Source organism: Microbacterium sp. Soil_N32, from assembly GCF_057655505.1.
Map to the genome: position 1 here is coordinate 1213678 of NZ_JBDGME010000019.1, position 23305 is coordinate 1236982.

25 protein-coding genes are annotated in these 23305 nt (G+C 70.2%); 6 read left to right on the top strand and 19 right to left on the bottom strand.

Annotation, left to right across the window (positions count from 1 at the left end):
• The first annotated feature begins 2 nt into the window (after nt 1-2).
• Genes AC3A3J_RS13955 through AC3A3J_RS13965 form a run of 3 tightly spaced genes read left to right on the top strand, consistent with a single transcriptional unit; the run spans nt 3 to nt 2714 of the window.
• On the top strand, nt 3-980 hold the full coding sequence (locus tag AC3A3J_RS13955; protein ID WP_487672839.1) for a branched-chain amino acid ABC transporter permease: 978 nt from the start codon (nt 3-5) through the stop codon (nt 978-980).
• Nucleotides 970-1980, top strand: coding sequence for an ABC transporter ATP-binding protein (locus AC3A3J_RS13960; protein WP_487672840.1), 1011 nt, complete (start codon nt 970-972; stop codon nt 1978-1980). Before AC3A3J_RS13955 ends, AC3A3J_RS13960 begins: the two co-directional genes overlap by 11 nt.
• Nucleotides 1977-2714: an ABC transporter ATP-binding protein gene (locus AC3A3J_RS13965; RefSeq protein WP_487672841.1), complete on the top strand. Its 738-nt coding sequence runs from the start codon at nt 1977-1979 to the stop codon at nt 2712-2714. Before AC3A3J_RS13960 ends, AC3A3J_RS13965 begins: the two co-directional genes overlap by 4 nt.
• A gap of 144 nt (nt 2715-2858) precedes the next feature.
• Here the strand turns inward: AC3A3J_RS13965 and AC3A3J_RS13970 are convergent, their stop codons facing one another.
• The 3 genes from AC3A3J_RS13970 to groES form a co-directional block, all read right to left on the bottom strand.
• On the bottom strand, nt 2859-4118 hold the full coding sequence (locus AC3A3J_RS13970; protein ID WP_487672842.1) for an ABC transporter substrate-binding protein: 1260 nt from the start codon (nt 4116-4118) through the stop codon (nt 2859-2861).
• 131 nt (nt 4119-4249) lie between these two features.
• Nucleotides 4250-5185 carry an EamA family transporter RarD gene (gene rarD / locus AC3A3J_RS13975; protein ID WP_487672843.1) on the bottom strand — a complete coding sequence of 312 codons (936 nt, stop codon included), beginning with the start codon at nt 5183-5185 and terminating at the stop codon, nt 4250-4252.
• Nucleotides 5186-5322: 137 nt separating this feature from the next.
• Nucleotides 5323-5619 (bottom strand): co-chaperone GroES, encoded by a 297-nt coding sequence (gene groES / locus AC3A3J_RS13980; protein ID WP_017203655.1) that lies wholly within the window; start codon nt 5617-5619, stop codon nt 5323-5325.
• A 138-nt stretch (nt 5620-5757) separates the two neighbouring features.
• Between groES and AC3A3J_RS13985 the strand changes: the two genes are divergently transcribed.
• Nucleotides 5758-6957 (top strand): class I SAM-dependent methyltransferase, encoded by a 1200-nt coding sequence (locus tag AC3A3J_RS13985; protein WP_487672844.1) that lies wholly within the window; start codon nt 5758-5760, stop codon nt 6955-6957.
• Between the two features lie 35 nt (nt 6958-6992).
• Here the strand turns inward: AC3A3J_RS13985 and AC3A3J_RS13990 are convergent, their stop codons facing one another.
• The 5 genes from AC3A3J_RS13990 to tsaB are packed head-to-tail and all read right to left on the bottom strand — an operon-like array spanning nt 6993 to nt 10940.
• Nucleotides 6993-8285, bottom strand: coding sequence for a hypothetical protein (locus tag AC3A3J_RS13990; protein WP_487672845.1), 1293 nt, complete (start codon nt 8283-8285; stop codon nt 6993-6995).
• Nucleotides 8286-8288: 3 nt separating this feature from the next.
• Nucleotides 8289-8768, bottom strand: coding sequence for a hypothetical protein (locus AC3A3J_RS13995; protein WP_487672846.1), 480 nt, complete (start codon nt 8766-8768; stop codon nt 8289-8291).
• On the bottom strand, nt 8765-9832 hold the full coding sequence (gene tsaD, locus AC3A3J_RS14000) for a tRNA (adenosine(37)-N6)-threonylcarbamoyltransferase complex transferase subunit TsaD (RefSeq protein WP_487672847.1): 1068 nt from the start codon (nt 9830-9832) through the stop codon (nt 8765-8767). The genes AC3A3J_RS13995 and tsaD overlap by 4 nt, the downstream gene beginning before the upstream one ends.
• On the bottom strand, nt 9829-10320 hold the full coding sequence (rimI, locus tag AC3A3J_RS14005) for a ribosomal protein S18-alanine N-acetyltransferase (protein WP_487672848.1): 492 nt from the start codon (nt 10318-10320) through the stop codon (nt 9829-9831). Before rimI ends, tsaD begins: the two co-directional genes overlap by 4 nt.
• On the bottom strand, nt 10317-10940 hold the full coding sequence (gene tsaB, locus AC3A3J_RS14010) for a tRNA (adenosine(37)-N6)-threonylcarbamoyltransferase complex dimerization subunit type 1 TsaB (protein ID WP_487672849.1): 624 nt from the start codon (nt 10938-10940) through the stop codon (nt 10317-10319). Before tsaB ends, rimI begins: the two co-directional genes overlap by 4 nt.
• Before the next feature lie 36 nt (nt 10941-10976).
• On the opposite strand from tsaB, the gene AC3A3J_RS14015 reads away from it, so the two are divergent.
• Nucleotides 10977-11888, top strand: coding sequence for a tetratricopeptide repeat protein (locus tag AC3A3J_RS14015; RefSeq protein WP_487672850.1), 912 nt, complete (start codon nt 10977-10979; stop codon nt 11886-11888).
• A 33-nt stretch (nt 11889-11921) separates the two neighbouring features.
• Here the strand turns inward: AC3A3J_RS14015 and tsaE are convergent, their stop codons facing one another.
• The 5 genes from tsaE to coaA are packed head-to-tail and all read right to left on the bottom strand — an operon-like array spanning nt 11922 to nt 16767.
• Nucleotides 11922-12407, bottom strand: a complete 486-nt coding sequence (gene tsaE, locus AC3A3J_RS14020; protein ID WP_487672851.1) for a tRNA (adenosine(37)-N6)-threonylcarbamoyltransferase complex ATPase subunit type 1 TsaE — start codon at nt 12405-12407, stop codon at nt 11922-11924.
• The gene (alr, locus tag AC3A3J_RS14025; protein ID WP_487672852.1) at nt 12404-13510 is read right to left on the bottom strand and encodes an alanine racemase; all 1107 of its coding nucleotides are present in this window, start codon (nt 13508-13510) and stop codon (nt 12404-12406) included. The genes tsaE and alr overlap by 4 nt, the downstream gene beginning before the upstream one ends.
• Complete coding sequence (locus AC3A3J_RS14030; RefSeq protein ID WP_487672853.1) at nt 13507-13866, bottom strand: holo-ACP synthase; 360 nt, start codon at nt 13864-13866, stop codon at nt 13507-13509. The genes alr and AC3A3J_RS14030 overlap by 4 nt, the downstream gene beginning before the upstream one ends.
• Nucleotides 13867-13918: 52 nt before the next feature.
• Nucleotides 13919-15766, bottom strand: coding sequence for a glutamine--fructose-6-phosphate transaminase (isomerizing) (gene glmS / locus AC3A3J_RS14035; protein ID WP_487672854.1), 1848 nt, complete (start codon nt 15764-15766; stop codon nt 13919-13921).
• A 56-nt stretch (nt 15767-15822) separates the two neighbouring features.
• On the bottom strand, nt 15823-16767 hold the full coding sequence (gene coaA, locus AC3A3J_RS14040) for a type I pantothenate kinase (RefSeq protein ID WP_487672855.1): 945 nt from the start codon (nt 16765-16767) through the stop codon (nt 15823-15825).
• Between the two features lie 36 nt (nt 16768-16803).
• On the opposite strand from coaA, the gene AC3A3J_RS14045 reads away from it, so the two are divergent.
• A complete protein-coding gene (locus tag AC3A3J_RS14045; RefSeq protein WP_487672856.1) occupies nt 16804-17742 on the top strand; it encodes a Ppx/GppA phosphatase family protein in 939 nt (312 codons plus the stop codon).
• A gap of 94 nt (nt 17743-17836) precedes the next feature.
• Here AC3A3J_RS14045 and glmM read toward each other — a convergent pair whose 3' ends face one another.
• The 6 genes from glmM to truA all read right to left on the bottom strand — a co-directional run bounded on the left by glmM (nt 17837) and on the right by truA (nt 23270).
• Entirely contained in the window at nt 17837-19195 is a 1359-nt protein-coding gene (gene glmM / locus AC3A3J_RS14050; protein ID WP_487672857.1) for a phosphoglucosamine mutase, read from the bottom strand.
• A gap of 14 nt (nt 19196-19209) precedes the next feature.
• Entirely contained in the window at nt 19210-19689 is a 480-nt protein-coding gene (gene rpsI / locus AC3A3J_RS14055) for a 30S ribosomal protein S9 (protein WP_487672858.1), read from the bottom strand.
• Nucleotides 19690-19716: 27 nt separating this feature from the next.
• The gene (gene rplM / locus AC3A3J_RS14060) at nt 19717-20163 is read right to left on the bottom strand and encodes a 50S ribosomal protein L13 (RefSeq protein ID WP_259976926.1); all 447 of its coding nucleotides are present in this window, start codon (nt 20161-20163) and stop codon (nt 19717-19719) included.
• Nucleotides 20164-20365: 202 nt separating this feature from the next.
• Entirely contained in the window at nt 20366-21034 is a 669-nt protein-coding gene (locus tag AC3A3J_RS14065; RefSeq protein ID WP_487673124.1) for an endonuclease/exonuclease/phosphatase family protein, read from the bottom strand.
• An 80-nt stretch (nt 21035-21114) separates the two neighbouring features.
• On the bottom strand, nt 21115-22419 hold the full coding sequence (locus AC3A3J_RS14070) for a hypothetical protein (protein ID WP_487672859.1): 1305 nt from the start codon (nt 22417-22419) through the stop codon (nt 21115-21117).
• On the bottom strand, nt 22416-23270 hold the full coding sequence (gene truA, locus AC3A3J_RS14075) for a tRNA pseudouridine(38-40) synthase TruA (RefSeq protein ID WP_487672860.1): 855 nt from the start codon (nt 23268-23270) through the stop codon (nt 22416-22418). The genes AC3A3J_RS14070 and truA overlap by 4 nt, the downstream gene beginning before the upstream one ends.
• Nucleotides 23271-23305: the final 35 nt, after the last annotated feature.

Genomic DNA, 23305 nt, shown 5'->3' on the forward strand with positions numbered 1-23305 from the left:
ACATGAACTTCGAGAGCATCTTCTCCAACACGGCCGTCTACCTGTTCAGCCCGGTCACGATCGCCTACGCGCTCGCGGCCACCGGCCTCGCGGTGCACTTCGGCTACGCCGGCCTGCTGAACTTCGGCATGGCCGCCTTCATGGCGATCGGCGGCTACGGCTATGCGATCTCCGTCCTGAGCTTCGGCCTGCCCTGGTTCGTCGGCATGCTCATCGGTCTGCTCGGCGGCGCCCTGTTCGCGGTGCTGCTCGGCATCCCGACCCTGCGGCTGCGTGCCGACTACCTCGCCATCGCGACCATCGCCGCGGGCGAGATCGTCCGGCTGCTCTTCACGACGCAGGTCTTCGACGAGTACACGAACTCCGCCGACGGTCTCGCACAGTACAACGGCGGCTTCCGTGCCGCCAACCCGTTCCCCGACGGCACCTACGGCTTCGGCCCGTGGACCTACACGGCGAACGACCTGTGGAACCGCGTGTTCGGCATCATCGTGCTGGCGCTCGCCATCCTGCTGGTGTGGGCCCTGATGCGCAGCCCCTGGGGCCGGGTGCTCAAGGGCATCCGCGAAGACGAGGACGCGGTGCGCTCGCTCGGCAAGAACGTCTTCGCCTACAAGATGCAGGCGCTCGTGGTCGGCGGCGTGATCGGCGCGGCCGGCGGTATCGTCTTCGTCCTCCCCTCCGCCGTCGTGCCGGGCAACTACACGACGTCGTTGACGTTCTTCCTGTGGACGATCCTGCTGCTCGGCGGCGCGGCCACGGTGTTCGGTCCGACGCTGGGCGCCGTGCTCTTCTGGGTCGTGTTCGCCTTCATGGCCAACCTGTTCCCGCAGATGGCGAAGGCCGGATTCCTGCCCATGTCCGACACGCAGGCGGCGACGCTGGTCTACATCTTCGTCGGCCTCGCGCTCATGCTGCTCGTGATCTTCCGCCCGCAGGGCATCCTCGGAGACAAGAGGGAGATGACCTTTGTCAAATGAACTGACCCCCGAGCCCGTCGCACCCGCCACGGGCAGCGTTCGGCGCCCGAAGACGACCGGCCTCACCAGCGGACCCGTGGGGCCCGGTGTCGCCAAGGTCGATCCGATCCTCACGGTCGACGCCGTCCAGCGGCGATTCGGCGGCATGACCGCCGTCGACGTCGATCACCTCGAGATCCCCCGCGGTGCGATCACCGCGCTCATCGGCCCGAACGGTGCCGGCAAGACAACTCTCTTCAACCTGCTGTGCGGTTTCGACAAGCCCAACAGCGGCACGTGGTCGTTCGACGGGAAGAACCTCTCGGGCATCCCCTCGTTCAAGGTCGCGCGCATGGGGCAGGTGCGCACCTTCCAGCTGACGAAGTCGCTCTCCCTGCTCACCGTGCTCGAGAACATGAAGCTCGGCGCCACCGGCCAGCGCGGCGAGGGTTTCTGGTCGAGCCTGTTCCCCTTCCTCTGGCGCAAGCAGGATGCGCAGATCGAGGTGAAGGCTCGCGAGCTGCTCACCCGCTTCAAGCTCGACGCCAAGGAGAAGGACTTCGCCGCGGCGCTCTCGGGCGGCCAGCGCAAGCTGCTCGAGATGGCGCGCGCACTCATGAGCAACCCGACCCTGGTCATGCTCGACGAGCCCATGGCCGGCGTCAACCCGGCCCTCACGCAGTCGCTGCTCGATCACATCCTCGACCTCAAGGACGAGGGCATGACCGTGCTCTTCGTCGAGCACGACATGCACATGGTGCGCCACATCGCCGACTGGGTGGTCGTGATGGCAGAAGGCCGCGTCGTGGCCGAGGGCCCGCCCGACCAGGTCATGGACGACCCCGCGGTGATCGACGCCTACCTCGGCGCGCACCAGGACGTCGACCTCGGTGCCGTCACCGGTCGCATCGCCGTGGTCGACGCCGAGGCGGAACTCGCCCGCCAGCAGATCGAGGCGGAGGCCGAAGCCGAGATCGAGGCCACCGACCCGATCGACACCGACGAGGAGCGCCAGTCATGAGCGAAGAGAAGGCCGTCGTCGAGCTGACGAACGTGCACGCCGGGTACCTTCCCGGAGTCAACATCCTGAACGGCGCGAACCTCGTCGCCCGGCAGGGTGAGCTGATCGGCATCATCGGGCCGAACGGCGCGGGAAAGTCGACTCTGCTGAAGGCCATCTTCGGTCTGGTGAACGTGCGCGACGGCGACATCACGGTCAACGGCGAGAGCATCGTCGGGCTCAAGGCCGACAAGCTCGTCAAGCGCGGCGTCGCGTTCGTGCCGCAGACCAACAACGTCTTCCCCTCGCTCTCGATCGAGGAGAACCTGCAGATGGGGCTCTACCAGAACCCCAAGATCTACGCCGAGCGGCTCGAGTTCGTGACGGGCATCTTCGCGGAGCTCGGGAAGCGCCTCAAGCAGCGCGCCGGCTCGTTGTCGGGCGGCGAACGGCAGATGGTCGCGATGTCCCGCGCGCTCATGATGGACCCGTCTGTGCTGCTGCTCGACGAGCCGTCGGCCGGCCTCTCCCCCGTCCGTCAGGACGACGCCTTCATCCGCGTCTCCGACATCAACAAGGCGGGCGTGACGACGATCATGGTCGAGCAGAACGCCCGACGCTGCCTGCAGATCTGCGACCGCGGCTACGTGCTCGATCAGGGCAAGGACGCGTACGAGGGCACGGGACGCGACCTGCTGAACGACCCCAAGGTCATCGGCCTCTACCTCGGCACTCTGGGAACCGACGCGGCCTGAACGCGTTCGAGAAGGGGTGGGATGCACGCGCATCCCACCCCTTCTTCCTGCCCCCCACGGTGCTGCGCTCGATGACGACGAAGGCCCCGGATGCGAGCATCCGGGGCCTTCGTGTGCGATCGAGTGATCAGCCGACCATGTCGATCAGTTGGTGCGCTCGATGGTGTTCTCGGCGTTGTACTTGTAGATGCCGATCGTGGCGCCCTGCGGGTCGCCGGCCTCGTCGAACGTGACCTCGCCGGAGTAGCCGTCGTAGTCGGCGGTGCCTCCGTCGTTGATGATCTTGGCGCAGTCGGCGAAGCTGGTGCACTTCTCACCGTCGCCCGAGCCGCCCGAGATCTCCTGCATCTTCGCCGCGATGTCGGCGCCGTCGGTCGAGCCGGCGGCCAGCGAGGCGAGAGCCACGAGCACGACGGCGTCGTACGCCTCGGCCGCGTAGGTGAAGTCCTTCACCTCGGTGTTGCCCTCACCGGTCCAGTACGTCTGCAGACGCTCGGTGAAGTCGTCTTCCAGCGCCGGACCGGCCTTGGTGCCCTGGGCGCCCTCGAGCGACACGGAGACCTCGTCGCCGTAGTCGGAGAGGTTGCCGTCGACCATGTAGAACTTGTCGGCCGAGATGCCCGCGTTGACGAGCAGCGGCGCGATGGTCTTGAACTGGTCGAACGACACGATCGCGACCGCGTCGGGGTTCTGCGCCTTGATCGACTCGACCTGCGCGTCGAACTGCGCGTCGCCGACGTTGAACGAGACGCTCTCGACGACCTCGCCGCCGGTGCCCTCGAAGGTCTCGGTGATGGCGTCGTTCAGACCCGTGCCGTAGGCGTCGTTCTGGTAGATGATGCCGAGGGTCTTGGCGCCGTCCTCGGCGATGAGGTTTCCGAGCACCTCACCCTGCAGCAGGTCGCTGGGGGCCGTGCGGAAGTAGAGTCCGTCGTCTTCCCAGCTCGTGAAGTCGGGCGACGTGTTCGACGCCGAGATCTGCAGGATGCCCGCGCTGACGTTGCCGTCGAGCACGAGCTTCGAGACGCCGGAGGCGGCCGCGCCGATGATGGCGGAGACCTTGGCACCGCGCAGCTTCTCGATCGAGGTCTCGTAGGCCTTGGTGTCGGTGTCGCCCTCGTCCTCGGCGGTGAGATCGATGGTGATTCCGGCATCCGCCTCGTTGATCTCCTGGACCGCGAGGCCCACGCCCGACTCCATGGGCGGGCCGAGGAAGGCCAGCGAACCCGTCTGGGGAAGCAGCGAGCCGAGCTGCAGGGTGAGGTCCTCACCGGACGAGGTTCCTCCGCCGGAGGAATCCTCTGCTGGAGTGTTGCTGCAACCGGCGATGACCAGGGCGGACGCGCTGACCAGCGCGATACCGGCGAAGACCTTCGCGGTGCGCGAACGCTTCAGTGCTTTCATAATGCTCCCTTGCGTAACTGAAAGTGGACGTGACCACGATCGAGTGCTCTAACACTAGGGCGAGAAGGGTCTCCGCAGGGGTCGCGGATGTTTCGGTGCGTTAACGATCCGCACGCCGTCGATTCCGGGTCTCAGAGGGCGGGTGTGGGAGCGGTCCTTCGCCCGCGTCGCGCGGCGAGGACGAGGTCGACGACGAAGACCGCGATCGCGATCCAGACCAGCACGAAACCCACCCACCGCTCCACCGGCATGGGCTCGTGCAGAAGCAGCACGCCGATGAGGAACTGCATCACGGGCGTGACGAACTGGATCATGCCGATGATGGTGAGGTCGACACGTCGGGTGCCGGCGGCGAACAGCAGCAGCGGCACGGCGGTGACGATGCCCGCGCAGGCGAGAAGCACGGCGTGCCACCCGCCCTGGGTGCCGAGGGTCAGCCCCGCGGGCGTCGAGGCGACGAGAACCAGCTGGACGACCGCGATCGGCAGGAGCCAGAACGACTCGAGCGTGAGGCCGCTCACGGCGTCGACCGCCGGTCCGATGCGCTTCTTGATGAGGCCGTAGACACCGAACGACGCGGTCAGAGAGAGAGCGATCCAGGGGAACTTGCCGTACACGGCGACGATGACGATCACGGCCACCGCCGCGATGCCGATGGCCGCCCACTGCAGTCGGCGGATGCGCTCACGCAGCACGAACACCCCGAGAAGCACCGTGGTGATGGGGTTGATGAAGTAGCCGAGGCTCGTCTCGACGACATGACCGGTCAGCGTTCCGATGAGGAACACCTGCCAGTTGACGTAGATGAGCACGCCGGCGAGCGCCGTCCACGCGAGCAGCTTCGGCTGACGCACGATCGCGACGAATGCGGGCCACCCGCGCATCGCCGTGAGCAGCACGAGGCAGAAGACGAACGACAGGATCACCCGCCAGGCGACGACCTCCCACGGCCCGGTCGGCACCAGCAGGAGGAAGTAGAGCGGCAGCACGCCCCAGAGCAAATACGCCCCGCCCGCATAGGCGACCCCCGCGGTCGAGACGGACGACGGGGCGGGGGCGGAGCTCACCGCACCACACTACGCCCGTGACCGCAGGCCACTCTCCCCCGGCTGGTCCGCGACTCGCGGGTGGGCGGCGAACGCCCCGGACGCAGAGAAGGGCCCGGATGCCGAAGCATCCGGGCCCTTCGTCCACAGGCGCGGGGTCAGCGGACGACGACCGCCAGGACGTCGCGGGCCGACAGCACGAGGAACTCGTCTGCGCCGAACTTCACCTCGGTGCCGCCGTACTTGCTGTAGAGCACGCGGTCGCCGACGGCGACGTCGAGCGGAACACGGTTGCCGTTGTCATCGATGCGACCGGGGCCGACCGCCACGACCTCGCCCTCCTGGGGCTTCTCCTTGGCGGTGTCGGGGATGACCAGGCCACTCGCGGTGGTCTGCTCGGCCTCGACCTGCTTGATGACGATGCGGTCCTCGAGCGGCTTGATGGAAACCGACACGGTCTACCTCTTCTTTCTTGACGCTGACACGAAAGACTTGTTCGCACTCTCAACCCGAGAGTGCTAACGCCAGTCTAGGCGCTCCGCTGGCACTCATGCAATGCGAGTGCCAATCGCACGCCCGCGTAGGCTGAGCGGGTGGAGATGTCCGAGCTGCGCGCCCTGCTGACCCCCGCCGGCCTGGAGCTGCTCGACGGTCTCGGCCCGATCGACACGACCGCCGAGGTCGCCCGCGCCGTGTCGCGGTTGCGCGCGGCCGGCCACTCCCCCGATCTCGTCTCGGCCGTCGTGGGCCAGGCGCATCTGCGCGCGAAGGCGACGTCGAAGTTCGGACCGTTCGCCGCACGCATGCTCTTCACGCGCGCGGGACTCGAACAGGCCACCCGCCTCGGCGTGGCCGCACGCCATGCCGGCCGCATGCTTCAGGCTGGGCTGACCCGCGTGGCCGACCTGGGCTGCGGCATCGGCGGCGATGCGCTCGCCTTCGCCGGGGCAGGGCTGAACGTGCACGCCGTGGATGCCGACGAGGTGACCGCCGCGATCGCCGCGTACAACCTCGCCCCCTTCGGCGACGCCGCGACCGTCGCGCACGGCACCGCGGAGGACGCGGCGCTGGACGCGTGCGATGCGGTCTGGATGGACCCCGCCCGCCGCACGGCCGGGCACAGCGAGACGCGGCGCGTGTCGGCCGACGACTACTCCCCCTCGCTCGACTGGGCGTTCGACGTGGCCTCGCGCATCCCCACCGGCATCAAGCTCGGACCGGCCCACGACCGCGACGCGCTGCCCGCCGATGCGGAGGCGCAATGGGTGAGCGCCGACGGGAGCGTCGTGGAGCTCGTCGTGTGGTCGGGCGCACTGGCCCGGCCCGGGGTGCGGCGCGCGGCGCTGGTCATGCGCGGAGACGCCTCCCACGAGCTCACCGGAGCCGCGGACGCCGCCGACGCCGAGGTGCGCCCTCTGGGCGCTTTCCTGCACGAGCCCGACGGCGCCGTGATCCGTGCCCGGCTCATCGGCGACGTGGCGCGCAGCCTCGACGCCGGCATGCTCGACCCGAAGATCGCCTACCTGACGTCGGACGCGGCCCTCACCAGCCCGTTCGTGCAGTCCTTCCGCGTGCGCGAGACGATGACGGCGAATCCGAAGTCCATCAACGCGGTGCTCGCGGCGAACGACATCGGCACGCTCGAGATCAAGAAGCGCGGCGTCGATATCGACCCCGCCGCCTTCCGCAAGAAGCTCTCGCTGCGCGGATCGCAGACGGCGACGCTGTTCCTCGTGCGCATCGGCGACCGGCGCCATGCCGTCCTGGCCGACCGCGTGCACGCCGCGGACTGACCCGCCGCCCCGCGCGGCGCCGACAGGGGCCGGGGTCAGGAGTCGGGATCGTCCGACGAGATCCGGATCTCGATCGGGTCTCCGCGCTCGCCCCCGACCTCGGCCCGAGTGCCGTCGCCGACCGTGATGCTGGTGACCTCGACGTCGCGCTCGATGGTGAGATACGGCACCCCCGTCGACGTGCGGGCCAGGGTCACGACGTCGGCGCGGCTCGCCCCCTCGTCGGCGATCACGACCGAGAGGCCGTCGCTCCCGAGAGCGTCGGTGGGGCCGCAAGAGGTCTGCGCCTGCGCCCCGTCGACGACGAGGCAGGTCTCCGGCTCGACGCGGTCGGTGTACGAGTCGGCCATCCACACGGGTTCGTCGCGGAACGTTCCGACGATCGAGAGATTCAGGTTGTACCCCTCGTCGTAGAGCTCCTGCGCACGCGTCCGCTCATCGCCCGAGAACTGGTCGAGGAAGGCGCTGCTCGACGACCAGCGTTCGATCGACACCATCGGCTCACCGCTCGTCGAGAACTGCAGCGAGGCGACCACATTCTCCTGCTCCGTCGGTCCGCGCTCCTCGAAGGCCGGGGGCTGCGTCCAGACGAAGGCCTGCAGGCGCACGGCGTCGCCGTCCTCGACCGGTTGGCACTGCGTGTCGGTCAGATCGCCGGCGTCGAGCGTCAGGCAGTGCAGCTCGCCATCGTCCTTCGTGCCGTACCAGACGAGCGCATCGCCGTCTTTGCCGACGGCGCGCACGCTCCCCGGGTCGTAGTCACCGTCGTCCACCAGTTCGCGCTGGCGATCCTGCTGCTCCGCGGTGAGGGGGACGTCGTCGGAGGGCGGGGAGAAAACGACCCACCCCACCCCGAGGCCCACGGCGAGCGCGGCACCGGTGAGGATCACCACCGCCCGGCCGTGGTCGCGGAGAGTCGACAGCGCCCGTCGAGCGGGCGACGCTGGGGCATCCGTGGGCACGGGTGCGGTGTCGGGACTCCCGCCTGCGTCGGGTGCGATCGGGTCGGGGGCCGACTCGGGATCCGCTTCCGCACCCACGGGCTTCGACGGGGAGACCGTCGACGAAGCGGATGCCGTGCCGCGGGTGCCCGTCTCGGACGGCGTCTTCACGGTGGACGCAGCGCTCGAGGGCGACTCGTCGGTGGCGAGTGCCGGGCCGGACGACAGTGTCGTTCCCTCGGACACGGGCCCCTGCGCGACGCCGGAGCGCGCAGCATCCTGCAACTGTTGCAGACGCTCGGCCTCAGCCGCGCTCAGAGCGCCCCCGCGCCCGTAGGCGCGAGCCTGCAGCGCGCGGAGTTCGACGGCGTCATCGGCGTCGGGCATCCGCTATCCCCATCTCTCGAACTGCATGCCGGCCCACGCGAGCCACCCGAGGCTGTACACCGTGGCGCAGATGCCGAGCGCCAGCGCCCAGCGCGCCATGGCGCGGCTCTCGATCGGACGACGCAGCGACATGACCGCCGCGATCACGGCGACCACCGCAACCGGAAGCCCCCAGCCCACGAAGAAGGAGGCGACCAGGGCGACGATGGCCGCGAGGAGCGCCCACGGGGCGAGACGGGTGTCGTCGACCGGCTCGGGCCGGGTCGACGACGGAGCCCAGGATGCGGGGGCGCCGAGTGCATCGGCATCGGGCCCGCTGGTCACCATGGGTTCCACATCGACAGGCCCCGTCGGCATCCGCGTGTAGCCGTCGCGGAGTGCGCCGGGCAGACGAGCCGCTCCCGCCGGGTTCTCCACCTCTCCGCTCGGCCGGTCGATGCGGGTGGGCGGAAGTGACGGCACGGCGTCGCGCGCATCGCTCATGCCGGCACCGCCTCCGCAACCTGGATCTCGGTCACGGGGAGGGTGGAATCGGCCCCGAAGGCGAGGGTCGACGGCGGGCGACCAGACGAGATGAGCTCGGCGGCGAGTGCGGCGATCATCGCACCGTTGTCGGTGCAGAGCGAAAGCGGAGGGATGCGCACCGTCACACCCGCCGCCGCCGCACGCTCGAGCGCGACCTCGCGCAGACGACGGTTGGCGATCACCCCGCCGCCCAGCAGCAGACGCGGCACGCCCAGATCGGCGCAGGCGGCGAGCGCCTTCGTCACCAGCACATCGACGACGGCCTCGCGGAAGCTGGCGGCGACGTCGGCGACGGGCACGTCGGTGCCTTCGGCCTCGCAACGCTCCACCCAGCGTGCGACGGCGGTCTTGAGCCCCGAGAACGAGAAGTCGTACCGGTGCTTCGCGAGATCCGAGGCCTTGGAGAGACCTCGGGGGAAGCGGATCGCGTTCGGGTCGCCGTCGGCCGCGGCGCGGTCGATCTCGGGGCCGCCGGGGTACGGCAGCGACAGCAGCCGGGCCACCTTGTCGAAGGCCTCGCCCGACGCGTCGTCCATAGTCTCGCCGAGCAGCTCGACGTCGGTGGTGAGATCGCGCACGTGCAGCAACGAGGTGTGCCCGCCCGAGACCAAGAGCGCGATCGTCGGGTACTCGAGCGGCTCGGAGTCGGGGGTGAGGATGTCGGCGGCGATGTGGCCGACGAGGTGGTTCACCGCGTACAGCGGCTTGTCGAGCGAGACGGCGAGGCCCTTCGCGGCTCCGACGCCCACCATCAGGGCCCCGGCGAGCCCGGGACCGCTCGTCACGGCGACCGCGTCGATGTCGGCGAGACCGACCCCGGCCTCCTGCAACGCCGCGTCGATCGAGGGCTGGAGCGCCTCGAGGTGGGCCCGCGCCGCGACCTCCGGCACGACGCCGCCGTAACGGGCGTGCTCGTCCATGCTCGACGCGATCGTGTTCGACAGCAGGGTGCGACCGCGCACGATGCCGATGCCGGTCTCGTCGCAGCTCGTCTCGATGCCGAGCACCACGGGCTCCGTCATGCGCTCGCCTCCTCCGCGGCTCCGGCGTCGGCACGCGAGGCCTCGCGCAGGGCGAGCCGCATCACGATCGCGTCGACACCGTCTGGCTGATAGTAGCGGGGGCGTCGCCCGATCTCGACGAAGCCCTCCGACAGGTAGAGCCCCTCCGCCGAGGGGTTGTCGGCGCGCACCTCGAGGAACACTTCGCGCGCGCCGCGCTGCCGCGCCGCATCGAGCAGCGCGCGCAGCAGGGCCCGCCCACGACCGGCACCGCGGTGCGGCGCGTCGAAGGCGATGGTCTGGATGTCGGCGTCGGCACTGCCGCGCAGTGCCCGCACGCCCCCGTAGCCGATCACCGATCCGTCGACCTCGTCGACGAGGTAGCGGCCGTAGGGTCCGGCGAGTTCCGACGCCATCGCCTCGCGGCTCCAGGCGTCGGTGGGGAAGGACCGTGTCTCGATCGCCATGATCGCGTCGAGATCGGCCGGCGTCGCGTCGCGGAGGGTCACAGCCCGACCCGCTTGGGTGCACCGGGGAGCTTCACATCGGGGCTGCGCAGATACAGGGGCTCGCGGGTGGCGAGGGTGCGTCCGGCAGCGAGGGCGCGTGCACCGACGCGGGCCAGATCGACGGCCGACAGCGCCGACACATCGATGCGCCGGATGCCGTCGAGATGAGCGTCGGCCTCGGCCGCGGACACGAGGGTCGTCTGCTGCACCACCTGCGGGATGCCGTCGGCATCCACCCCGTCGAACACCGTGATCGCGACCTCGCGACGCCGCGCGTCGGTGACGACGGCGAAGGTCCCCTCGACGCTCTCGGTCTCGATCGCCGCGAGCGCGGGCGCCAGGTGGCTCGGCACCGGGATGACGGGAAGGCCGCGCCCCTGCGCGAAGGCCGAGGCCGCGGCGATGCCGATGCGCAGGCCGGTGAACGGCCCGGGGCCCATGCCGGCGACGACGTGCGTGACCTCCCCGGGGCCCGCCGTCGACAGCGCCTCGACGAGGAGATCGCCGATGACCTCCGCATGCCCGAGCGCGTCGGCGCGGGCCGCGTCGGAACGTCCTGCGCCGTCGGCGTCGACGAGAGCGACGGCGGTACCCAGAGAGGTGTCAACGGCGAGGATCACCCTTCCAGGGTAGTCGGCGGCCCCTAGGGTGGATGCATGCCGTCGCCGTCCTACGACCACGCCGTCCGCCTGCTGCTGTCGTCCACGGACGATGCCGACGCACTGTACGACGCCGCGGTGGAGCTGCGCGAGGCGTTCGTCCGCAACGAGCACTCCATCGGACTCCTCCCCGGCGACGCGCCCGAGGTCATGGTCCGCGCGTTCCGGGCGGCGGGGGCTGCCGGACACGTGCCGGCGCTGCTCGCCCTGGCGCTGCTCTTCGAACGCGGCGGCATCGCGCCATGGGCCCCCTTCCCCGCGCATGACGCGGCGACCGCCATCGCGATCTACCGCGCCGCCGACGCGCACGGGTCGCGCGACGGCGCGCTGGGGTGGATCCGCACCGCCTACTTCGCGCGCTCCGATGAATACGCCCCAGCGGCGGCCGCACGCCTCGCGGAACTCCACGCCGCCGATCCCGATGACACGCAGCCACTGCTGCTGCTCGGCTACTTCCTCCACCAGGGTTACGGCTGGTCCGCCGATCCGGCGGCCGCGGTCGGGTTCTTCGAGGCGGCGGCGGAACGCGGTGACGCGGCGGCGGCGTTCGAGCTCAGCATCCTCACCGGCAACGGCGACGGAATGCCCGCGGATGCCGAGGCGTCGGTGCGGTGGACGTTCCGTGCCGCCGAGCTGGGCAGCGACCGCGCGCAGTCCAACCTCGGCGGCATGTACGCCACCGGCCGGGGCGTCGAGAAGGACGCCGTCACCGCGCTGCGCTGGTATCGCAGCGCCGGCGCGTCCGGCAACGCGCGCGCGGCCTTCATCGCCGGGGTCATGCTGCTCACCGGCGACGAGGGACTCGACGTCGACGACGCGGCCGCCGCGGCGGAGTTCGAACGCGCAGACGAACTCGGATTCGACGTCGACGGCGCTCTCGCCGACATAGGACTGTCTCGGCCCGAGTGATCCTCGTTCGCGGCGGAACCAGCGTCCTGTCGCTCAGCGCTCGACACGGGACATCGTGAAGAACCGCGGAGCGTCGGCGTCGAGTTCCGACGCGTCGAGGTCGTCGCCGGCGCGGCCCACCGGGCGCTCCAGCTCGATGTCCCACCACCCGTCCGCGAGGTCTTCGGCCATGCCCCGACCCCACTCGATCACGACCACCGATCGGGCGAGATCGAGATCGAGATCGTCGAGCTCCGCGCTCGACCCGAGGCGGTACGCATCCACGTGCACCAGCGGGGCGCGGCCGACGAGCGACGGATGCGTGCGCGCGATGACGAAGGTCGGACTCTGCACCGGACCCCGAACACCCAGCCCTTCGGCGAGGCCGCGCGTGAACGTCGTCTTGCCCGCCCCGAGGGGTCCCGTGAGGATCAGCAGATCGCCCGCGTCGAGCTGCGCGCCGATGCGGACGCCGAGACGCTCCATCTCCTCCGACGTGGCGACCTCGCGACGGCCGAGGAAGGCGGGGTCGATGCTCATGTCGTCCTCCGGGGAACGCGGTGACCGATGCGCGTGACGATCTCGTAGTCGATCGTGCCGGCGGCATCCGCCCACTCGCGCGCCGACGGCACACCCAGTGTCGGGTCGCCGAACAGCACGACCTCGTCGCCGACCGACACGGGGGTGTCGCCGACATCGACCACGAACTGATCCATGGCGATGCGCCCCACGTTCGTGAAACGCCGTCCCCCGATCGAGACGGGAAGCCGGCCCGAGGCGTGCCGGGGCACCCCGTCGGCGTACCCCAGCGGAACGAGCGCCAACGTGGTGTCGCGCTCGGTGCGGTGGACGTATCCGTACGAGACGCCCGTGCCCGCCGGGACCCGGCGGACCGCCGCGACGGCGCCGCGCAGTGTCATCGCGGGACGCAGCCCAAGCTCGGCGGACGTGCGATCGTCGAACGGCGAGAGCCCGTAGATGCCGATACCGATGCGCACGGCGTCGAGACGCGCCTCCGGCAGGTCGATCGCGGCAGCGGTGGCGGCGATGTGCCGGATCTCCGGCCGGACGCCCAGCCCGGCCGCGATGGCCACGCCGTCGTCGAACCGGGCCAGTGCCTCGCGATCGTCGTCCGGCGACGTGTTCGACAGGTGGCTGAAGAGACCCACGACACGGAGTCGGCCGATGCGCTCGAGCCGAGCGGCCTCGGCGAGCACACGGCTCCAGTCGGACGGGGCGATGCCGTTGCGCGACAGACCGGTCTCGAGCTTGAGATGCACGTCCACCGGGCGGTCGGCCCGGGCCGCGGCGGCCGCGGCGGCGAGCTGATCGAACGAGGAGATCCCGAGCTCGATGCCCTCGGCCGCCGCCTGCTCGAAGCGCTCGTCCGGCGCGTGCAACCACGCCATGATGGGGCCACGCACGCCCTGACGACGCAGGTCGAGCGCCTCGGGGATCTCGGCGACGCCGAGGCGCGTCGCACCGCCGGCGAGTGCCGCGACCGCGGCGGCGTCGGCACCGTGCCCGTAGGCGTTGGCCTTCACGACGGCGATGACGTCGACGCCGGTGAGACGGCGGAAGTGGCGGACGTTGTCGGCGATCGCGTCGATCTCGACGGCGGCCTCGCGGAACGGAGCGGTCACCGCGGCTCCCCCTCCGCCACGACGAAGGCCGTCGCCAACCCCGCGTCATGACTCATGGTCAGATGAAGAGTCGAGATCCCGCGCTCGACGATCACATCGGCGGTCGAGCCGGCGAGGACGAAGTACGGCCGCCCCGACTCCTCTGACGCGATCTCGATCTCGGTCCAGTGCACGCCGTCCGAACCGCCGAGCGCCTTGATCAACGCTTCTTTCGCGGCGTATCGGGCGGCGAGCGACGCGAGCTTCAGCGATCGTTCTGACGGCGCGAACAGACGCTCGAGCAGCCGCGGCGTGCGCTCCAGGGTCCGTTCGAACCGCGGGATGTCCACGAGGTCGATGCCGGTCCCGATGATCACCGTTCCAGCCTAGTCGCGGCGCGCCCGTGCACCCGAGCGCGCCGCGGCCGGGTCACTCGACGGTGACCGACTTGGCCAGGTTGCGCGGCTGGTCGACGTCGAGACCCTTCGCGGTCGCCAGCGCCATCGCGAAGATCTGCAGCGGCACGACGGCCAGCAGCGGCTCGAACATCGGGCCCGCGAGCGGGATGCGGATGACCTCGTCGGCGAAGGGCAGCACGGCGGCGTCGCCCTCTTCCGCGATCACGATCACTCGAGCGCCACGCGCGCGGATCTCCTGGATGTTCGACACCACCTTGGAGTGCACCAGGGCGGAATGACGCGGCGACGGCACCAGCACGAAGACGGGCTGGCCCGGCTCGATCAGCGCGATCGGGCCGTGCTTGAGCTCGCCCGCGGCGAAGCCCTCGGCGTGGATGTACGAGATCTCCTTGAGCTTGAGCGCGCCCTCGAGTGCGATCGGGTAACCCACGTGGCGGCCGAGGAACAGCACCGAGCGCGTGTCTGCCATCCAGCTCGCGAGCTGGCTGACGTGGTCGTTCTCCTCGGCGAGCACCTGCGCGATCTTCTCGGGCAGGGCGGCCAGCTCGGCCACGTCGACCGAGGCGTCGTCGACCGCGCCGCGGACGCGACCCATGTGCAGGCCGAGGAGCAGCAGGGCGGTGATCTGCGCCGAAAACGCCTTGGTCGAGGCGACGGCGACCTCGGGGCCGGCGTGCGTGTAGACGACCGCATCCGACTCGCGCGGGATGGTGGCGCCCTGGGTGTTGCAGATCGACAGCGTGCGCGCTCCGCGCTCGCGCGCGTACTTGACCGCCATGAGCGTGTCCATCGTCTCGCCCGACTGGCTGATCGACACGACGAGGGTGTCGGCGCCGATCACCGGGTCGCGGTAGCGGAACTCGTGAGCGAGCTCGACGTCGACCGCGACGCGGGCCCACTGCTCGATCGCATACTTGCCGACCAGCGCCGCGTACGAGGCGGTGCCGCAGGCGGTGATGATGACGCGGTTGATGCCGAGGAAGAGCTCGTCGAGACCGTCGAGCTCGGGGATGACGACGCTGCCCTCGTGGATACGGCCGCGAATGGTGTTCGCGACGGCCTCGGGCTGCTCGGCGACCTCCTTGGCCATGAAGCTGGGCCATCCGCCCTTCTCGGCGGCGGCGGCATCCCACGAGACCTCGAACGGCTCGGGCTGCACGGTGGTGCCGGCGAAGTCGACGACGGTGACCGCATCCGGGGTGATCGAGACGATCTGATCCTGGCCGATCGCGAGGGCCTTGCGGGTGTGCTCGACGAAGGCCGCCACATCGGAGCCGAGGAAGTTCTCGCCCTCGCCGAGCCCGATGACGAGCGGGGAGTTGCGGCGGGCGCCCACGACGAGACCCGGGTGGTCCTGGTGGACGGCGAGGAGCGTGAACGCGCCCTCGAGGCGGTTGACCACGCTGCGGAAGGCGAGCTCGAGGTCTCCACCGTTGCCGGCGTACTCGCGGCCGAGCAGGGCCGCGGCGACCTCGGTGTCGGTCTCGCTGCGGAACGCCACGCCGTCGGCGGCGAGTTCGGCCCGCAGGGCCGCGAAGTTCTCGATGATGCCGTTGTGGATCACGGCGAGCTTGTCATCGTCGGCGAGGTGCGGGTGGGCGTTGACGTCGGTGGGACCGCCGTGCGTCGCCCAGCGCGTGTGCCCGATGCCGGTGGTGCCGTCGGCGAGCGACGCGTCGGCGAGCGAGTCGCGCAGGGCGCTCAACTTGCCGGCCTTCTTGCGCATACCGAGGGCGCCGTCCTCATCGATGACGGCGATGCCCGCGGAGTCGTATCCGCGGTACTCGAGACGGGCGAGGCCGGCGAGAAGGATGTCCTGGCTGGGGCGCGGCCCCACGTATCCGACGATTCCACACATGGGATCAAGAGTAAGCGCGGATTTTTGCAAGCGGTCCGAACAATCCGCTGCGGCCGTCAGAGCTTACGCAGCAGCACGCTCTCGACCGCGTGATCCGGCCCCTTGCGCAGCACCAGCCGCGCGCGGTGCCGCGTGGGCATGACGTTCTCGACGAGATTGGGCATGTTGATCTCGTTCCAGTAACCGAGCGCCGTGGCGACCGCCTCGTCGTCCGTGAGGTGCGCGAAGACGTTGAAGTACGACGACGGGTTGCTGAACGCCCCCTGCCGCAGGGCGAGGAAGCGCTCGACGTACCAGTTCGCGATGTGCTCGGCGTCCGCATCGACGAAGATCGAGAAGTCGAAGAGGTCGCTCACCGCCACGTCGTTCGGCGCGGGCGGCGGCTGCAGCACGTTGAGTCCTTCGACGATGACCACGTCGGGCCGCCGCACCACGACGTGCGCGTCGGGGACGATGTCGTATCGCATGTGCGAGTAGAACGGCGCACGCACCTCGGGGGCGCCGCTCTTCACCTCGGTGAGGAACTGCAGGAGGGCCCTGCGGTCGTACGACTCGGGGAAGCCCTTGCGGTCCATGAGCCCGCGCCGCTCGAGTTCGGCATTGGGGTACAGGAAGCCGTCGGTCGTCACCAGCTCGACCCGCGGCGTGCCCGGCCAGCGGCTCATCAGCTCGCGCAGCAGACGCGCGATGGTCGACTTGCCGACCGCGACCGAGCCGGCGACACCCACCACGAACGGGGTGGTGCTGTCGTCCTCCTGCAGGAAGGAACTCGTGGCGGCGCCGAGCTGCTTGGTCGACGTCGCGTAGAGGCTGAGCAGACGACTGAGCGGCAGGTAGACCTCGCGCACCTCATCGAGACTGAGGCGATCGCCGATGCCGCGGATCTCGACGACCTCGGTCTCGCTGAGCGGCTGGTCGAGGTCGGCGGCGAGCCGCGCCCAGTCGGACCGGCCGATCTCCCGATACGGCGACAGCGGCTTCGTGGGGTCGACGGTGGTCACCCCACCATGCTAGTGGCGCGGGAGTAGTCTCGATCCGTGCGCCTGGGAGTCCTCGACATCGGTTCGAACACCGTCCACATGCTCGCCGCCGACGTGCGCCCCGGGGGTCGCCCGCTCGCCACGACGAGCGACCGGACCGTGCTCCGGCTCATGCGCTACCTCACGCCCGACGGAGCCATCGCCGAGGACGGCGTCCGGGCGCTCGAGACCGCCGTCGCCCAGGCACGGCGGGTCGCCGAGGAGCAGCGGGTCGATGCCCTGCTCGCGACCGCCACCAGCGCCGTCCGGGAAGCGACCAACGGCCCCGAGGTGATCCGGCGCATCGAGGAGGCGCTCGGTCAACCACTGCAGGTGCTCTCCGGGGAGACCGAGGCGGAGCTGACCTTCCTGGCCGTCCGACGGTGGCTGGGATGGTCGGCGGGGCAGATCCTGCTGCTCGACATCGGCGGCGGGTCGCTCGAGATCGCCGCCGGAGGCGAGGAACTGCCGGATGCCGCGGCATCCGTCCCGCTCGGCGCCGGGCGCATGACCGTCGAGTTCCTGCCGAACGATCCGCCGGGCGAAGACGATGTGGAGCGCCTCCGGGCGCATGCCATGGCGACCCTGGAGCCGGTCCTCCCCCGTTTCGCCGCGCTGCGGCGTCCCGACCACGTGGCGGGGTCGTCCAAGGCCATCCGCTCGCTCGCGCGGCTGGTGGGCTACCCGGCTCCCGGGTGGTCCGGCTCGGAGCGGATGCTGCTGCCCCGCGCCGAACTCGGGTCGTGGATCCCCCGGCTCGCCCGACTCCCCGCCTCCGCACGGCAGGAGCTCCCCGGAATCACACCCGACCGCACGTTCCAGATCGTCGCCGCCGCGGTGGCGCTGCACGCCGCCATGACCGCGCTGCGCGTCGACGAGCTCGAGGTGTCGCCGTGGGCGCTGAGGGAGGGTGTGCTGCTGCGGTACATCGAGCAGCTCGGCGAGCGACGAGAGTGAGGCGGCATCGCCGGGATACGCCCGATCCCGTCGCCCCGCGCGCTCATCCGGAGGGATGACGGCGTCGGACGACGGGATCGGGGCGACGGATCAGTCAGAGCGAGAGGCGTTCGCGCACCACGTCGGAGAGCCGATCGGCGTACGACTGAGCCGACTCCGCGTCCGCGGCCTCGACCATCACGCGGACGAGCGGTTCGGTACCCGACTTGCGCAGCAGTACCCGACCGGTGTCGCCGAGTTCGGTCTCGACCTCGCGCACGGCAGCCTGCACGGCATCGTCGTCGGCCACGCGGTCCTTGTCGACGCCCCGCACGTTCACCAGGACCTGCGGGTACACCGTCATGATCGACGCGAGCTCGGCGATCGACTTCTTCTGCCGCGCCATCTCGGCCACGAGGTGGAGTCCGGTCAACAGACCGTCACCGGTCGTCGCGTACTCGCTCATGATGACGTGGCCCGACTGCTCGCCGCCCAGCGCGAAGCCGCCGGCGTTCATGTCCTCCAGCACGTAGCGGTCGCCCACCGCGGTCTGGCGCACGGTGATGCCGTGCTCGCGCATCGCGACGTGCAGACCGAGATTGCTCATCACCGTCGCCACCAGGGTGTCGTCGGTGAGGCGTCCGCGCTCCTTCATCGAGACCGCGAGGATCGCCATGATCTGATCGCCGTCGATGACATTGCCGTCGGCATCGACGGCGAGGCAGCGGTCGGCATCGCCGTCGTGCGCGATGCCGATGTCGGCACCGAGACGCACCACCGCCTCTGCGAGGTTGTCGAGGTGCGTCGAACCGACGCCGTCGTTGATGTTCAGGCCATCGGGGTCCGCACCGATCACGGTCACCTCGGCCCCCGCGTCACGGAAGGTCTCGGGCGAGACACCGGATGCCGCGCCGTGGGCGCAGTCGAGCACGACCTTGATGCCGTCGAGACGGTGCGGGAGAGAGCCCAACAGGTGCACGACATACCGGTCCTCGGCATCCGAGAATCGGTCGATGCGACCAACGCCCTCGCCCGTCGGGCGCAGCTTGTCGCCGTCCATCGCCGCTTCGATGCGCTGCTCGACCACGTCGGGCAGTTTGACGCCGCCGCGCGCGAAAATCTTGATGCCGTTGTCGGGGGCTGCGTTGTGCGACGCCGAGATCATCACGCCGAAGTCGGCGTCACGGTCGCCGACGAGGAAGGCGAGCGCCGGGGTCGGGATGACTCCCGCCTCGAGCACATCGACACCCGACGACGCCAGACCGGCCGCGACGGCAGCGGTGAGGAAGTGACCGGAGACGCGCGGGTCTCGAGCCACGACTGCGGTGAGACGCTTGCCCTCGGCCTTGCGTGTCTCCGCAGTACGGCCCTGGCCCAGGACGACAGCAGTCGCCTGGGCCAGGGTGAGCGCCAGGTCGGCGGTGAGGATGCCATTGGCGAGTCCTCGCACGCCGTCCGTGCCAAAGATCGGCATCGGAGCAGTGGACCTTAACGCTTCGAGTACTGAGGCGCCTTGCGGGCCTTCTTGAGACCGGCCTTCTTGCGCTCCTTGACGCGAGCGTCACGGGACAGGAAGCCCGCCTTCTTCAGGGTCGGACGGTTGTTCTCCGCGTCGATGCCGTTGAGGGCACGAGCGATGCCGAGACGCAGCGCGCCGGCCTGGCCCGAGGGGCCACCACCCGAGATGCGCGCGATGACGTCGTAGCCGCCGGCGAGGTTGAGGACCGTGAACGGGTCGTTGATCAGCTGCTGGTGCAGCTTGTTCGGGAAGTAGTCCTCGATCGTGCGGCCGTTGACCGTGATCGTGCCGGAGCCGGGGACCAGACGCACGCGGGCGATGGCCTGCTTGCGGCGGCCGACAGCGGCACCCGGGACGCTGAGCACGGGGCGAGGAGCCGCCTCGGCCGCGTCGGTCTCGGGGGTCGACGTCGAGTAGTTCTGGGGAGTGGTGTCCTGGATGTCAGCCACGAGTATGTCCTTAAGTCTGTACGGCGCTTACTGGGCGACCTGGTCGAGGGTGTACGGCTGGGGCTGCTGCGCGGCGTGCGGGTGCTCGGCACCGACGTACACCTTGAGCTTGGACAGCTGCTGACGGCCGAGGCTGTTCTTGGGGAGCATGCCACGGATGGCCTTCTCGACAGCACGGACCGGGTTCTTCTCGAGCAGCTCGGCGTAGTTGACGGCCTTCAGCCCGCCCGGGTAACCCGAGTGGCGGTAGGCGATCTTCTTCTGGAGCTTCTGACCCGTGAGCGCGACCTTGTCGGCGTTCACGATGATGACGAAGTCACCCGAGTCGATGTGGTTGGCGAAGGTGGGCTTGTGCTTGCCACGCAGGAGCGTTGCCGCGTGCGAGGCGAGACGGCCGAGAACGACGTCGGTGGCGTCGATGACGACCCAGTCACGCTGGACCTCGCCGGCCTTCGGGGTGTAAGTGCGCGTCACGATAGTGCTGCTTTCTTGTGTCGAACGGAGGAGTTCGTGAATCCCACTCCGGGGTGGTTCTTCCCGAGAGGGAGGAACACGCCAGTGGAGGGCTCACGTTCGGACGGCGCCCGCGCGTCGAGACGGGACAGGCACCAAAGAGACAGCATACGCCACGGGCGCCGCGTCTCCAAACCGGGCGCCCGCCGCTCCCCCGCGCCGGTCAGTGCGGGCGAACCGAGACGAGGATCGGCCGGTGGTCGCTGCTGCGCTGCGGAAGGGTGGTGATGCGATCGATGTCGAACCCGACGGACGTCGCGAAGTCGTAGTGCCCGCGGAAGACGCGGTAGCGCGTGTAGGTGTGGTCGTCGCTGAGCGTCAACGCGTACCCCTGCTCGCGCACGGCCTGACCGAGATTCTCCTTGAACACCGGGTAGTTGTAGTCGCCCACCATCAGCTGGGGCAGTCCGTCGCCGAGCTCGGCGAGGGCCGTCAGCGCGGCGCGGATCTGGTGCCGGCGCAGCGAGTTGAGGGCGGTGAGCGGGGCCGCATGGAACGAGGCGACGATGAGGTCGCGGCCCTCGTCGATGTCGGTCAGGCGCGCACCGAGAACGCGCTCGTGCGCGGGTTTGAGCATGCGGTCGTGCAGCGACTTCTTCAGCCCGATCGCTCGCATCTCCCGCACGCGGAAGCTGCTCGCGCGGTAGTACAGCGCGAGCCCGAGCCGATTGCCCTGCGTCGCGTCGGCGAGTGCGAGCCCGTCGATGCGCTCGGGCAGGTGCACCACGTCGCACTCCTGCAGGCACAGGATGTCGGGATCGTGCTCGGCGACGAGCTCGGCGAGCTCGCCCGCGGCGCGGTGCTTGCGGAGGTTGTACGAGATGACCTTCATGACCCGGGTCACGCTACTCCGATGGGCTGTGCGCCGACTCCGGGTTGCGTCGCCCGCCGTGGGTGGGCTAGGCGGGTGGGCTAGGGGCGGGCGCGCTGAGCGCGCTTTCCCGACCGCGGCTTCTTGGTTCGGGAGCCGCCTCCATGCCCCACGGGGTGCGGGACGTCGCCGGGCGCACACGTGTCGCGCACGGCCTGGCGCTCGCGACGCCGCGACGCCGCGTCCATGAGCCCGACCGCGAATCCGGCAGGGAGGAGGATCACCGTCGTCCAGAGCAGAGCGTCGGCGTCGAGGAGCGTCGATTCCGCCGCGAGCGCCGCGAGCGCGATCACCGTCGCCGCGGCACCGACCGCCGCGGCAGCCCGGTGCACGCGGACGAGCGCCCGCGCCCCCGTGATGACCGGCGTCACCGCGTCGAGGTCGACGCGGTGAGGAGCAGCGTCCCGGGCCCACTGCGCCAGCACTCGCTCCCGCACGCGCAGCAGGACGACACTGGCGACCCAGAGGACGACACCCACGGTCGCGCAGCAGGCGAGAGCGATGCCGCTGGCCAGGCTCAGGACGTCGATCCCGCGCTCGATCGGCTCGTCGTAGTACACGGGGTCGCAGTCACGGCACTGCTGCCGGATGTACACCGACACGATGAACGCTCCGAGCGAGACGACCAGGGCGACGACGGCGAAGAAGACGATGCGGCCGCTCACGCGGGCGTTCGGTACGGTGAGGGCGCGCGGGAGGTCGGAGGCAGGGGCTGCGTCGCGCCGGCGGGCATCCGCCTCATCGACCAGCGGGGAGAGTCGCGCCCAGCGCTCGTGCTGAGTCGTCACCCGCTCCTCGCTCCGACGACGGAGCCGGTGACCGAGCGAAGCCACGGCGCCGTAGACGACGGTCAGGGCGACCATCACCCCGAAGGCCGACCAGGCGACCGGGTCATCACGCAGATCGGTCGCGAGCAGAGCGATGAGGAAGAGGGCGCCGAGCCCTCCGAGGCACCACGACGTGATCGCCCCCATCGACTCGAGCTGCGCCGCCGGCGCTTTGGCGAGCGCCTGTCGGAGCTGTCGCGGCGGGATGCCGTCGGGGTCCGCGAGCGCTGCACGCTCGACGGCGCGGAACGCCGCGAAACGCTCCGCGACGAAGACCGGCGGCACGATGAGGGCGAGGGCCGCGCACACTGCGACGATCACTCCCATCCCCGCTCGGAAGACCGGGTCGAGATCGACCTCGCGGTAGAGAGCGCCCAGCGCCTCCTCCCCCACGATCGCGATGATCAGGATGCCGACGAACGCGTACAGCGAGCCGACGATCAGGCCGATGCCCGTATCGAGACAGGCCCGCCAGAACGTCCACCCCGGCGATGACACCTCGACGATGCGCGCGGTCATGCGTCCGAGTCCTCGCGGTCGCGGCGAGCGCGAGTCTGCTCCGCCCGGGCCGCCAAGAGATCGTCGGCGGGATACCCGACCTCGGTCAGCGTGAGTCCGCGGGCGGCGAGCACCTTGAACTCGCTCGTGCGGGTGAGCGCGTCGCGCAGCACGACGAGATCAGCGACGTCGAGACGCCCCTCGCCGACCGCTGCGCACGCCCCCACCAGTGCTCGCACCATGCTGTGGCAGAAGGCGTCGGCCTTCACTTCGGCCACGAGCACCCCGTCGTCGTCGCGCGTCCAGCGGTAGTCGAGGAGCGTGCGGATGGTCGTGGCCTCCTCGCGCGGCTTGCAGTAGGCGGCGAAGTCGTGAAGACCGATGAGGGTGCGGGCCGCGGCATCCATGGCGTCGACGTCGAGCCGCCCCCGGATCGCGGTGGTGTCGAGCCGTCGGAGCGGATCGAACCCGGCGACGTCGTCGGCGAGACGATAGCGATAGCGTCGCCACACGGCCGAGAAGCGGGCGTCGAATCCCTCGGCGGCGAGCGCGCTGCGGTGCACGGTCACGTCGGGGTAGGCGCCGAGCACCCCGCGGATGCGCCCCGCGAGAGAGGCGGCGGGATCGGCGGCGACGCGACCGTGGCGCGAGGCGACCCGTTCCCACTGGGCCTCGTCGAGGTCGACATGGGCGACCTGGCCGGAGGCATGAACACCGGCATCCGTGCGGCCGGCGACGACGAGCCGCGTCTCGGAGCCGACGATGCGCGCCAGGGCATCCTCGATCGTCCCCTGCACCGTGCGCAGCGCCGGCTGTCGAGCCCAGCCGCGGAAATGCGTGCCGTCGTAGGCGATGTCGAGCCGGATGCGCACGACAGCCAGCCTAGGACACCGCTGTCGGCCGACGT